This is a genomic window from Enterobacteriaceae endosymbiont of Donacia dentata (assembly GCF_012570745.1).
GTDB lineage: Bacteria > Pseudomonadota > Gammaproteobacteria > Enterobacterales > Enterobacteriaceae.
On the sequence record NZ_CP046212.1, the window covers coordinates 252,853 to 265,202 of the forward strand.

Annotated in this window: 14 protein-coding genes and 3 tRNA genes; 5 read left to right on the forward strand and 12 right to left on the reverse strand. The window is 20.3% G+C overall.

The annotated features are described in order from the left end of the window. Position 1: 1 nt before the first annotated feature. On the forward strand, positions 2-805 hold the full coding sequence (locus GJT90_RS01150; protein WP_168920068.1) for an undecaprenyl-diphosphate phosphatase: 804 nt from the start codon (positions 2-4) through the stop codon (positions 803-805). Between the two features lie 8 nt (positions 806-813). Here the strand turns inward: GJT90_RS01150 and GJT90_RS01155 are convergent, their stop codons facing one another. Further along, the gene (locus GJT90_RS01155; RefSeq protein ID WP_168920069.1) at positions 814-2,046 is read right to left on the reverse strand and encodes a multifunctional CCA addition/repair protein; all 1,233 of its coding nucleotides are present in this window, start codon (positions 2,044-2,046) and stop codon (positions 814-816) included. 220 nt (positions 2,047-2,266) lie between these two features. Here GJT90_RS01155 and ribB point away from each other — a divergent pair, with 220 nt between their 5' ends. Next, positions 2,267-2,914 (forward strand): 3,4-dihydroxy-2-butanone-4-phosphate synthase, encoded by a 648-nt coding sequence (gene ribB / locus GJT90_RS01160; protein ID WP_168920070.1) that lies wholly within the window; start codon positions 2,267-2,269, stop codon positions 2,912-2,914. Between the two features lie 15 nt (positions 2,915-2,929). Here the strand turns inward: ribB and GJT90_RS01165 are convergent. From GJT90_RS01165 to trxA, 5 genes are all read right to left on the reverse strand, one after another. After that, positions 2,930-3,003 (reverse strand) — tRNA-Pro (locus GJT90_RS01165). A gap of 19 nt (positions 3,004-3,022) precedes the next feature. Next, positions 3,023-3,095 (reverse strand) — tRNA-His (locus GJT90_RS01170). A gap of 66 nt (positions 3,096-3,161) precedes the next feature. After that, positions 3,162-3,235: transfer RNA gene (locus GJT90_RS01175), tRNA-Arg, on the reverse strand. An 89-nt stretch (positions 3,236-3,324) separates the two neighbouring features. Then, positions 3,325-4,584 (reverse strand): transcription termination factor Rho, encoded by a 1,260-nt coding sequence (rho, locus tag GJT90_RS01180; protein ID WP_168894726.1) that lies wholly within the window; start codon positions 4,582-4,584, stop codon positions 3,325-3,327. A 221-nt stretch (positions 4,585-4,805) separates the two neighbouring features. Next, positions 4,806-5,132: a thioredoxin gene (gene trxA / locus GJT90_RS01185; protein ID WP_168920071.1), complete on the reverse strand. Its 327-nt coding sequence runs from the start codon at positions 5,130-5,132 to the stop codon at positions 4,806-4,808. A gap of 470 nt (positions 5,133-5,602) precedes the next feature. Here trxA and dksA point away from each other — a divergent pair, with 470 nt between their 5' ends. Continuing rightward, entirely contained in the window at positions 5,603-6,055 is a 453-nt protein-coding gene (gene dksA / locus GJT90_RS01190; RefSeq protein ID WP_168920072.1) for an RNA polymerase-binding protein DksA, read from the forward strand. 530 nt (positions 6,056-6,585) lie between these two features. Here dksA and GJT90_RS01195 read toward each other — a convergent pair. The 3 genes from GJT90_RS01195 to tsaC are packed head-to-tail and all read right to left on the reverse strand — an operon-like array spanning position 6,586 to position 8,620. Next, positions 6,586-7,203 (reverse strand): Fe-Mn family superoxide dismutase, encoded by a 618-nt coding sequence (locus GJT90_RS01195; RefSeq protein ID WP_168920073.1) that lies wholly within the window; start codon positions 7,201-7,203, stop codon positions 6,586-6,588. A gap of 29 nt (positions 7,204-7,232) precedes the next feature. Continuing rightward, entirely contained in the window at positions 7,233-8,060 is an 828-nt protein-coding gene (aroE, locus tag GJT90_RS01200) for a shikimate dehydrogenase (protein ID WP_168920074.1), read from the reverse strand. A 2-nt stretch (positions 8,061-8,062) separates the two neighbouring features. Further along, entirely contained in the window at positions 8,063-8,620 is a 558-nt protein-coding gene (gene tsaC / locus GJT90_RS01205) for an L-threonylcarbamoyladenylate synthase type 1 TsaC (protein WP_168920075.1), read from the reverse strand. Between the two features lie 126 nt (positions 8,621-8,746). Here tsaC and def point away from each other — a divergent pair, with 126 nt between their 5' ends. Beyond that, positions 8,747-9,283 carry a peptide deformylase gene (gene def / locus GJT90_RS01210; RefSeq protein WP_168920076.1) on the forward strand — a complete coding sequence of 179 codons (537 nt, stop codon included), beginning with the start codon at positions 8,747-8,749 and terminating at the stop codon, positions 9,281-9,283. Then, complete coding sequence (gene fmt / locus GJT90_RS01215) at positions 9,280-10,254, forward strand: methionyl-tRNA formyltransferase (RefSeq protein ID WP_168920077.1); 975 nt, start codon at positions 9,280-9,282, stop codon at positions 10,252-10,254. The genes def and fmt overlap by 4 nt, the downstream gene beginning before the upstream one ends. Here the strand turns inward: fmt and rplQ are convergent. The 3 genes from rplQ to rpsD are packed head-to-tail and all read right to left on the reverse strand — an operon-like array spanning position 10,247 to position 12,327. Continuing rightward, the gene (rplQ, locus tag GJT90_RS01220) at positions 10,247-10,633 is read right to left on the reverse strand and encodes a 50S ribosomal protein L17 (RefSeq protein ID WP_168920078.1); all 387 of its coding nucleotides are present in this window, start codon (positions 10,631-10,633) and stop codon (positions 10,247-10,249) included. The genes fmt and rplQ overlap by 8 nt on opposite strands. 33 nt (positions 10,634-10,666) lie before the next feature. Further along, complete coding sequence (locus tag GJT90_RS01225) at positions 10,667-11,680, reverse strand: DNA-directed RNA polymerase subunit alpha (RefSeq protein WP_168920079.1); 1,014 nt, start codon at positions 11,678-11,680, stop codon at positions 10,667-10,669. Between the two features lie 26 nt (positions 11,681-11,706). Continuing rightward, positions 11,707-12,327: a 30S ribosomal protein S4 gene (gene rpsD, locus GJT90_RS01230; protein ID WP_168920080.1), complete on the reverse strand. Its 621-nt coding sequence runs from the start codon at positions 12,325-12,327 to the stop codon at positions 11,707-11,709. Positions 12,328-12,350 lie beyond the last annotated feature (23 nt).

Genomic DNA, 12,350 nt, shown 5'->3' on the forward strand with positions numbered 1-12,350 from the left:
AATGTTTATAAACTATTTTTCTATTATATTATTAAGTATAATACAAGGATTAACTGAATTTTTTCCAATATCTTCAAGTTCACATATTTTTATTTTTTCTAAATTATTAAATATAATAAATGATAGTAATATTAAATTATTTGAGATAATTATACAATTAGGTTCTACATTAGCTATTTTTTTATTTTTTAGGAATAAAATTCTAAAAATTATATTAAATACTATTAAATTTAATTTTCTATATAGAAAAAAAATAAATTTATTACATATTATAATTACTACTTTACCAGTAATAATTGTTGGTATAATTTTTTATTATAAAATAAAAATAATAATGAATATTCCAAATATTATATATGGATTATTTTTTGGTGGAATATTATTATATTATGCAGAAAAAATAAAATTAAAAAAAAATATAATTAGTAATATTAATAATATTACATATAGTAATAGTTTTTTTATTGGATGTTTTCAAACTTTAGCTTTATTTCCAGGAGTTTCACGACTTGGAGCAACTTTATCAATTAGTTTATTATTAGGATTAAAACGTATCATTGCAACAGAATTTTGTTTTATCATATCTATTCCAGTAGTACTAGGAGCAAATTTATTAGAATTATATAAACATTATTTAATAATTAATATAAATAATATACAAATATTTTTTTTAGGATTTATTATTTCTTTTATTACTAGTCTAATTGTTATAAAAATATTCATATATATTATGAATATTTTTTCTTTAAAATGGTTTATATTATATCGTTTATTTTTAATATTAATATTATTAAATTTATTTTAAATAAAATTTTATTGATTTGTATTTACTAAATATAATTTTAATAATTTTAATCTTTCTTCTTGAATTTTTTTATTAATATCATTTCCTTTTAAATTATTTTTTTTAATTATATTTTTAATATTTATTTTAGAAATATATTTATACATATTAATAAAATATTTACCTTGTAAATATTCCATTTTTTCTAATGTTGCCCTTCCTCTCGCATCAGCTTCACTAATTAGTGCAATTTGTTTTACTCTATATGGTTTTCTCCAAGCATCAATCATATTATATATATTTAATATATCTTTTGGTTTTTGATTTTTTATATTATGTATAATATCATGTATTTGTGCTGCTAAAATAGATAAATTTTTAATATTATTAGGAATTTTTAATTTTTTACATAATTTTTTAATTAATGGTATACCTGCTTTACCATGTCCAGGATGTCTAGGTAAGATTTTTTTAGGAGTTAAACTTTTACCTAAATCATGACATAATGCCGCAAATCTTGTTGATACTTTAGATGTTAATTTTGAAATTACATTTAATGTAAGCATAGTATGTATACCAGTATCTATTTCCGGATGCCATTTTGATGGTGCAGGAACTCCATATAATTTATTTATTTCAGGGAAAATTATAGCTAAAGCATTACATTTTTTTAATATTTGAAAAAATATATGAGGATGTATAGATTGTAATGCAAGATATGTTTCTTTCCATATTCTTTCTGGTTTTAAATAAGATAACTCCCCTGAATTACTCATAATTTTCATTAATTCTAATGTACTATTATGAATACGAAAATTTAAATGTTTTAATTTAGCAGCAAATCTAGCTACTCTTAATACTCTTAATGGATCATCTTTAAAAGAATTTGAAACATGTCTTAATAGACGATTTTTAATATCTTTCATACCATTATATGGATCATAAAAATTTCCTAATTTATCTTGTGCAATAGAATTAATAGTTAAATCTCTACGTAATAAATCTTCTTTAAGGGTAATTTTTGAAGAAGCATGATATATAAATCCTTTATAACCATGGCCCATTTTTCGTTCTGTTCTAGCTAAAGCATATTCTTCATGAGTTTTAGGATGTAAAAATACTGGAAAATCTTTTCCTACTAACTTAAAACCTAATTTTAACATTAATTTTATATTTGAACCAACAACTACCCAATCTTTATCTGTAACTTTTATATTTAAAAGATGATCACGTACGGCTCCACCAACTAAATATATTTTCAATTTAATACTCCTTAATAATAAAGTGATATTTATATTTTTATACTTATATTTTATTTTAAAAAATATTTATTTTAAATAATATCCTAATTATTATGAAGTTAAACTTTTAATATAAAAATATAATTTTAAAATATTTTTTAAATAATTTTTTCAGATAAATAAAATTAATTAAGTTTTTTTAATATACAATATTATTAAATTATAATATAAAAATATTTTTATGAAAATACTTGATATAGAATTTGGTAATACTGAAAATCGTATTAAAAACGCTATTTTTTCTTTAAAAAATAAAAATGGTCTTTTAATTATAGATGATGAAAATAGAGAAAATGAAGGTGATATAGTATTTTCAGCAGAAAATATTTCTATTTCCCAAATAGCTTTTTCAATTAGATATGGAAGTGGTATTGTTTGTTTATGTATAACAGAATCTTTACGTAAAAAATTAAAATTACCCATGATGGTAAAAAAAAATACAAGTATATATAAAACAGGTTTTACAATTACTATTGAAGCAGCTTATGGTGTTACTACTGGAGTATCTGCAAAAGATAGATTTACAACTATTAAAACTGCTATTGCTGATAATGCAATACCTCAAGACTTAAATAGTCCAGGTCATGTTTTTCCTTTAAGAGCAGTAAAAGGTGGTATATTTAAAAGAAAAGGACATACTGAAGCAACAATTGACTTACTAAAAATTGCAAAATTAAAACCAGTAGGAGTATTATGTGAATTAACTAATAAAGACGGTTCTATGGCAAAAATATTAGATATAATATCTTTTGCAAAAAAGAATAAAATGATAGTTATTACTATAAATGATATAAAAAAATACATTATTAAAAATAATATTTTTATTTAAAATAAATTATTTTGATCGGCGAGAGAGGATTTGAACCTCCGACCCACTGGTCCCAAACCAGTTGCGCTACCAAACTGCGCTACTCGCCGTCATAATAATATATTTTTGGGTGGTTAATGGGAATCGAACCCATGACAACTGGAATCACAATCCAGTACTCTACCATCTGAGTTATAACCACCAATTATTATCTTTTTAAGATATAATTTTAAGTATATATTATTTTAATAATATATTTTATTATTTTTACACCCGACAGGAATTGAACCTGAGACCTCTGTTTTCGGAAAACAGTACTCTATCCTACTGAGCTACGGGTGCAATATTATTTAATATTACAAACAGATTTCTTTAATGTCTAGAACTTTTTTCTTAAAAAATGATTTTTTTATAAAAAAAATATTATCATATTAAGATCTTTTCATCATATCAAAAAAATCATTATTGGTTTTTGTCATTGATAATTTATTTATTAAAAATTCCATTGCATCAATTTCATTCATTGGATGAATTATTTTTCTTAGAATCCACATTCTTTGAAGTTCTTCTTGTGAACTTAATAATTCTTCTTTTCTTGTTCCTGATCTATTATAATCTATAGCAGGAAAAACTCTTTTTTCTGCTATTTTACGTGATAAATGTAATTCCATATTACCTGTTCCTTTGAATTCTTCATAAATAACATCATCCATTTTTGATCCAGTATCAATTAATGCTGTTGCAATAATTGTTAAACTTCCACCTTCTTCAACATTTCTTGCTGCTCCAAAAAAACGTTTAGGACGATGTAATGCATTAGCATCAACACCTCCTGTTAAAACTTTTCCTGATGCAGGTGCAACAGTATTATATGCTCTAGCTAAACGTGTCATAGAATCTAATAAAATAATTACGTCTTTTTTATGTTCCACTAATCTTTTTGCTTTTTCAATAACCATTTCTGATACTTGTACATGTCTAGATGGAGGTTCATCAAAAGTTGAGGCAATAACTTCTCCTTTAACTAATTTTTGCATTTCAGTAACTTCTTCTGGACGTTCATCAATAAGTAAAACTATTAATACACAATCTGGATGATTATAAGCTATACTCTGTGCAATATTTTGTAATAACATAGTTTTTCCTGCTTTTGGAGGAGCTACTATTAAACCTCTTTGTCCTCTACCAATTGGAGAAGCTAAATCTAATACACGAGCTGTTAAGTCTTCTGTTGAACCATTTCCTCTTTCCATACTTAATCGTAAATTAGCATGTAAAGGTGTTAAATTTTCAAAAAGAATTTTACTCCTAGCGTTTTCCGGTTTATCAAAATTTACTTGATTTACTTTTAATAAAGCAAAATATCTTTCTCCATCTTTAGGTGGTCTTATTTTTCCTGAAATAGTATCTCCTGTACGTAAGTTAAAACGTCTAATTTGACTTGGAGAAACATATATATCATCTGGTCCTGCTAAATAAGAACTATCAGAAGAACGTAAAAATCCAAATCCATCTTGTAATATTTCTAATACTCCATCACCAAAAATATCTTCACCACTTTTGGAATGTTGTTTTAATATAGTAAAAATAATATCTTGTTTACGCATTCTAGCTAAGTTTTCTAGATAAATACTTTCACCTAAATCTATTAATTCAGATATGGGTTTATTTTTTAATTCGGTAAGATTCATAATGGTGAGGTCTTAAACTTTGAATGATTCTTGAATGTTTTTATAGAATAAATACAGAATATAATCACAATTATATTCAATACACGTATATTAACTAAAAATAATAAATATATTATTCTTTTTATAAAATAATTTAATCACTTTTGTAATTTTTTAGAAAAAATTTTCATAAAATACTTATTTCCTCCAAAAAAAATTTTTTTTTAAAAAATAAAATTTTATTATTTTAAATTTTTATTTAAAAAATTTTCCAATTGTATTTTATCAATTGATCCAATAATTTTATCTATAATTTTTCCATTTTTAAATAATATAATTGTTGGTATACTACGAATATTATACTGCTCAGCTATACTTTGATATTTTTCAACATTTAATTTTGTAAAAATTATATTTTCATATTTATGAAATAATTGTTCTAATATTTTAGAAAATACTTTACATGGATTACACCAATCTGCCCAAAAATCAACTAAAACTAAATTATTCTCTTTTATTTTTACTTTGAAACTTTGATCAGTTAAATCTATTATATTATTATTTTTCATAAATGTATATCCTATTATAAATTAAATAATTATAAAATTATATGTTTTAATAATTTTAAAAACTACTTAAGTATAAAGATTTTTAGAATATTTTTATTTTTAAAAATAATTTAATATTTAAAATAAATTATTTTAAAAAATTTCAATAATTAATTTTCTATTAAAATATTTTATTATTATTGTATCTTAATGTTTAACTTATTACAATATAATAAATAAAATTTTAAATATACTAAACATATTTAAATTTAAAATAAAATAGTGTACAATACTTTTTTTATTTCATAAAAATTATTTCTGAAAAAAAATTTATATATTTTATATAATTTTTTCTTTTAAAAAATAATAAAAAATAATTATATGAATATAAAAATAAAATATAAATTAATATTTATTATTTTTTTTAAAAATTTTATTAAGTAAATTTAAAAATTTTTATATTAAATAAATAATTTCAGATTGGAGTATTAATGAAAAAAAATAAAAATTTTTTATCTTCTTTAAATATTTTGTCTATAGCTGGTGTATCTCCATATAAGTTAAAAGATAAAGAAAAATATATGAATAAAAAACAACTATTACATTTTAAAAAAATATTACTCTCATGGAGAAATAAAATAAATAGTAAAATTAATAATACAGTATCTTATATTCAAAATAAAGCATCTAATTTTCCTGATATTATAGATAGAGCTGCTCAAGAAGAAGAATTTAATTTATTGCTACGTAATAAAGATAGAGAAAGAAAATTAATTAAAAAAATAGAAAAAACTTTAAAAAAATTTGATACAAAAAATTTTGGATATTGTGATTGTTGTGAAGTAGAAATCGGGATAAAAAGATTAGAAGCTCATCCTACAGCAAATTTATGTATTGATTGTAAAACTTTAGCAGAAATTCGTGCGAAACAAATTATTAAATAAAATTCTATAAAATTATTATTGAATAATTTTTTTATCTAAAATAAATATTTTTATTTTATATTAAAGTAAAAATTTAATATATATAAAATACTTATAAAGTAAAAATATTATGTATATTATATATATAATATGTCTTAGACATTTATAATAAAATTTTAATATAAAAATATTAAAATTATACTGATAAACTAAATTAGTAAAAAAATTAAGTTTTAAAAATGTATTTTTAAAAATTAATAATATATTAAATATATAAATAAAAAGTAAAGAAATAATAATTATTTTAAAATTTTATTTTATTCAGTATGTATTATTAATATAATAATAACTAAAATAAGAAAAACAATATATTACACATAATCATTATTTTGATAATTATCATATATAGTTAATATGAATAATTCATATATCTATTTTTAATAAATTTTATGTATATTTTTTATTCTTAATTTCTATATATAATTTTTTTTAATAATATTATTAAATTTTTAAAAATGTACTTTTTACAAAAAAAGTACATTTTATATTTTTTATTTTAGAAATAAAGATAATACTTTATCCCAATTTAAAACATGCCAAAAAGATTTAATATATAAAAATTTTTGATTTTGATATTTTAAATAATAAGCATGTTCCCATAAATCTAATCCTATTATTGGATATTCTAATGATTTATTATTTATTTGGTTCATTATGGGATTATCTTGATTTTTTGTAGTTATTATTTTTAATAAATTATCTTTTTTAACTAACCAAATCCATCCTGATCCGAAAAAATTTAAAGCTTTTTTTTCAAAAATTTTTTTAAAATTTTCTAAATTAGAAAAATTATCTTTTAAAATATTTAAAATTATTTTATTAGGTTTTGTATTTTTTTTTAAAATTTTCCAAAAAAAACTATGATTGGCATGTCCTCCTGCATTATTACGTAATAATCTTTTTTGTTTAGAAGGAATAGATAAATTATCTAATTTTAATAATAATTCATTAATTTTAATATTTTTAATATTATTTTTTTCAAGTATTAAGTTAGTAGTATTTATATAATTTTGATGATGTTTAGTATGGTGTATTTCCATTGTTTTAGTATCAAAAAAAGGTTCTAAATCTGAATATTTATATAATAATTTTGGTAATTGATAACTCATATCAAACCTCTTAAAAGATATAATTAATATTAATAAATTTTTTTAAATTTTTGAATAATTATTTTAGTATTTGGCATAATACCATGCCATAAATAAAATGAATATGCTGCTTGTTCAATTAACATTCCAATTCCATCTGATATTTTTTTTGCTCCATGAAAACGACACCATTTTAGAAATGGTGTAAGAGAAATATCGTAAAAAAGATCATAATAAAAAATATTTGATTTAACAATTAAAGGAGAAATATTAGGAATATTTCCTTTAAGACTACTAGATGTAGCATTTATAATTAAATTATATTGTAATTGATTATGTAAATTCTTAGAAAAATATTTTAATTCTATACAATTAAGATTTTTTACATTATGAAAATATTTTATAATATTTTTGGCATTTTGATAGGTACGATTAACAATTGTTATATTACAACCAAATTTAATTAATGAATATATAATACCCTGCGCAGCTCCTCCAGCACCTATTAATAATATTTTACTTTTAGGATGGATAAATTTTAAATTTTTTAAATCTTGTAATAAACCGATACCATCAGTATTATCACCTAAAATTTTTTGAGATTTCATTATTTTTATTGTATTTACTACTCCAGAATATTTGGCTCTTTCAGTAAATATATTACATAATTTATATGCTTTTTTTTTAAAAGGTATTGTTATATTAGCTCCATTACCTCCATTTTTAAAAAAATTTAATAATTTTTCATAAAAATTATCTATTGGAACACAAATTTTTGTATATTTTTGTAATATACCTGTTTGTTTCGCAAATAATTTATGTATAGTTGGTGATTTACTATGTTTTATCGGATTACCAAATACTGCAAACCTTTTCATATTTATCCTTTACGAATAACTAAGTTTGTAAAACTATCTCTAATTTCAGAAGGTTTTAAATATCCACCTGTTTTACCATTTATAACTAAAATATTATTTTTTTTATTAAAATATTTTATTACTTCTTTAAAAGTTTTACATGGCATCATTCCTGAAATATTTGCGCTAGTAGAAACTATTGGTTTTCCAAAATAATCACATAATTTCTTTATAATGTAATGGTTAGTTACACGTACAGCTATAGTATTAAAATTTCCGATTAACCAATAAGGTGTATTATTTGAAATAGGCATAATCCATGTAATCATTCCAGGCCACGTAGATAAAATTTTTTTTTTTTGATTTTGAATAATTTTTTTTTCATTTATATATTTTAATAATTGAGTATATTTTGAAGCAACTAAAATTAATCCTTTTTTAACACTACGTTTTTTAATTTTTAATAATTTATATACTGCTCTTCTATTATCAGGATCACATCCTAATCCAAATACAGATTCAGTAGGATATGCTATAATTTTACCCATTTTTAATGCATTAATAAATATATTTATATTCATAATTTTTATAAAAAATTTGATAAATTTATAAATGAATTATATATTAAAAATATATATATTTTTAATTTTTAAAAATTTTTCTGTTATATTATAAAAATCAATGTTTTATAAAAAAAGATTTTAATTATGTCTAAAATGAAATTATTATATTTTCCTAATAATAAATTACGTATAAAAGCTAAATATATTAAAAATATAAATAATGATATTAAATTATTAGGGGAAAATATGTTAAAAACAATGTATTTTTATAATGGTATTGGATTAGCAGCTACTCAATTAGGAATAAACAAAAGAATAATAGTAATTGATATATCTATAAAAAAAAATAATCCTATTATTCTTATTAATCCTGAAATAATAAAATTTAATAAATTAAAAATTAAGAGTAAAGAAGGTTGTCTTTCTATACCTCTTAAACAAAAATATTCTATTTTAAGATATAAAAAAATAAAAATTAAAGCAAAAAATTTAATGAATGAAAATTTTGAATTAGAAATTAGTAACTTATTATCTTTTTGTGTACAACACGAAATTGATCATTTAAATGGAATTTTATTTATTGATTATTTATCAAATTTAAAATTTCAAAGAATTTATGATAAAATGTATAAATTAAATAAAAAAATAATATTTTTAAAAAAACATAATTACATAAAATGAAAAAAAAAATAAAAATTATTTTTGTAGGTACTTCAAATTTTGCTTCATATCATTTAAAAGGTTTAATAAATAATATATATATAACAATATCTTGTATTATTACTAAACCAGATACTCATGCTAATAGAGGACATAAATTAACTTTTAACGCTGTAAAAAAATTAGCAATAAAACATAAAATTAATATTTTACAACCTAAATCTCTAAATTCTACTATATTAATTAATAAAATTATAAATTATAAATGTGATTTAATTATAGTAATAGATTATGGTCTATTAATACCTAATCATATTTTAAATATTCCTAAATTATTTTGTATTAATGTACATGCTTCATTATTACCTAGATGGAGAGGAGCAGCACCAATACAAAGGGCTTTATTAGAAAATGATTTAAAAACAGGTATTAGTATAATAAAAATGAATAATTTTTTAGATCAAGGAGATATAATCTATCAAATAGAATATAATATTTTATTATATGATACATATGGATCTTTATATAAAAAATTAGCTATATTAGGATTACAAGGTCTTTTATTAATTTTAAATAAAATTAGAAAAGGAGAAAAAATTAAATTTCAATCTCAAAATATAAATATGATAAAACCTACATATGCAAAAAAAATTTCTAAAATAGAATGTAAATTAAACTGGTATTTACCAGCTAAAAAACTGGAATGTATGATTCGTGCATTTAATCCTAAACCAGGAACATATTTTATTATACAAAATTATAGATTTAAAGTATGGCAAGCAGAAGTAATTACTAATTTTAGTAATAATGATAAAAAAATACCAGGAACTATTTTATCAGTAAATAAATATGGAATAAAAATAAATACTATTAATGGTATTTTAAATATTCAAATTATTCAACCTAGTGGTAAAAAACAAATGAATATTCAAAATTTTCTAAATTTTAATAAATATAAAAATATTTTTGTAAAAAATAGTATAATTACTTAATTTTATTATTTTTTATAATTATTTTTCTTCCTATTAATTCTATATAAGCCATAGGTGCTTTATCACCAATACGAAATCCACATTTTATAATACGTGTATAACCACCTAATCTATTTTTAAATTGAGGTCCAATAATATTAAATAATTTTAAAATATTTTTTTTATTATTTAATTTAGAACGTAATAATCTTTTATTAGAAATACTATTATGTTTAGCAATAGTAATTATTGGTTCAATTATAATTTTAAGTTCTTTTGCTTTTATTAAAGTTGTTTTAATAATTTCATTACAAATTAATGAATTTATCATATTATAAAACATTAAATTACGATGAGTATTACTTCTATTAAAATGACGACCTATTTTACGATGACGCATTATCATTTTCCTTCTTTAAAATTTTATAAATTATTAAATTTTTTTATTATTTTTTATTACTGGAGGCCAATTTTCTAATCTCATTCCTAATGATAAACCTCGAGAAGCTAATATATCTTTTATTTCTGTTAAAGATTTTTTTCCTAAATTAGGAGTTTTTAATAATTCTACTTCAGTACGTTGTACTAAATCACCTATTAAATGTATCATTTCTGTTTTTAAACAATTTGCAGAACGAACAGTTAATTCTAAATCATCAACTGAACGTAATAAAATAGGATCAAATTCTGGTTTTTCTTCTTTAATTTCTTTTTCTTGTTTTATATCACGTAAATTTACAAATGATTCTAATTGTTCAGCTAAAATAGTAGCTGCTTTTCTAATTGCTTGTTCTGGATCAATTGTTCCATTAGTTTCCATTTCTATAATTAATTTATCTAAATCTGTTCTTTGCTTTACTCTTGCCGCTTCTACATTATATTTTATTCTTTTAATGGGACTATATGATGCATCTAATAATAATCTACCTATTTTAGGATTTTTTTTAATAATATTATCATTATTTATTCTTGTATGTGCAGCTACATATCCTCTTCCTAATTCTAGCTTAATTTTCATATTTATTGACGTATTTATATTGGTAATATGACAAATAATATGTTCTGGATTGATAATTTGTACTTCATTACCATGATCAATATCTGAAGCTTTAACTATACCAATTCCTGATTTATTTAACTGTAAAATTATTTTTTTTTTATTATTTTTAATTTTTATAGCTAATTTTTTTATATTTAACAAAATTTCAATAATATCTTCTTGAATACCTTCTTTTATACTATATTCATGTAATATTCCTTCTATTTCTACTTCTGTTGCTGCATAACCTGGAAGTGAAGATAATAAAATACGTCTTAATGCATTTCCTAATGTATGTCCAAAACCTCGTTCTAAAGGTTCTAATGTTACTTGCATAGTAAAATTATTAATTTTTTTTATATTTACTAAACGAGGTTTTAAAAATTTTGTTATAAAACTTTGTTCCATTTATACACTCTCTTTATTTTTAAATATTATTTTGAATATAATTCAATAATTAAATGTTCATTAATATCTGCAGGAAAATCAGAACGTTCTGGAATTTTTTTAAATATTCCTGTCATTTTATTATGATCTACTTCTAACCAATTAGTTTTTTCTCTTTGTTTATATAAATCAATTGATGCAATAATTCTTAACTGTTTCTTAGATTTTTCACATATTGATACTTGATCATTTAAAGATAATTGATAAGAAGCTATATTTACAATATGATTATTAACTTGAATAGATTTATGAGAAATTAATTGACGAGATTCTGCTCTTGTAACTCCAAAACCCATTCTATAAACAATATTATCTAATCTTTTTTCTAATAAAAATAATAAATTAAATCCTGTATTTCCTTTTATACGTGATGCTTTTTTATAATAATTATGAAATTGACGTTCTAGAATACCATATAATCTACGTAATTTTTGTTTTTCTCTTAATTGAATACCATAATCAGATAGTCTATTTTTTTTAAAACCATGTTGTCCAGGTAACTGTTCTAATTTACATTTTGTATCAATAGCACGTACATTTGATTTTAAAAATAAATCTGTACCTTCCCTACGACATAATTTTAATTTAGGTCCTAAATATTTCGCCATTATATTAATACCTTTTTATATTT

Coding starts and splice junctions, on each gene's coding strand:
- GJT90_RS01150 (WP_168920068.1), top strand. CDS start 2: ATGTTTATAAACTATTTTTCTATTATATTATTAAGTATAATACAAGGA.
- ribB (WP_168920070.1), top strand. CDS start 2,267: ATGAAAATACTTGATATAGAATTTGGTAATACTGAAAATCGTATTAAA.
- rho (WP_168894726.1), bottom strand. CDS start 4,584: ATGAATCTTACCGAATTAAAAAATAAACCCATATCTGAATTAATAGAT.
- trxA (WP_168920071.1), bottom strand. CDS start 5,132: ATGAAAAATAATAATATAATAGATTTAACTGATCAAAGTTTCAAAGTA.
- dksA (WP_168920072.1), top strand. CDS start 5,603: ATGAAAAAAAATAAAAATTTTTTATCTTCTTTAAATATTTTGTCTATA.
- GJT90_RS01195 (WP_168920073.1), bottom strand. CDS start 7,203: ATGAGTTATCAATTACCAAAATTATTATATAAATATTCAGATTTAGAA.
- aroE (WP_168920074.1), bottom strand. CDS start 8,060: ATGAAAAGGTTTGCAGTATTTGGTAATCCGATAAAACATAGTAAATCA.
- tsaC (WP_168920075.1), bottom strand. CDS start 8,620: ATGAATATAAATATATTTATTAATGCATTAAAAATGGGTAAAATTATA.
- def (WP_168920076.1), top strand. CDS start 8,747: ATGTCTAAAATGAAATTATTATATTTTCCTAATAATAAATTACGTATA.
- fmt (WP_168920077.1), top strand. CDS start 9,280: ATGAAAAAAAAAATAAAAATTATTTTTGTAGGTACTTCAAATTTTGCT.
- rplQ (WP_168920078.1), bottom strand. CDS start 10,633: ATGCGTCATCGTAAAATAGGTCGTCATTTTAATAGAAGTAATACTCAT.
- GJT90_RS01225 (WP_168920079.1), bottom strand. CDS start 11,680: ATGGAACAAAGTTTTATAACAAAATTTTTAAAACCTCGTTTAGTAAAT.
- rpsD (WP_168920080.1), bottom strand. CDS start 12,327: ATGGCGAAATATTTAGGACCTAAATTAAAATTATGTCGTAGGGAAGGT.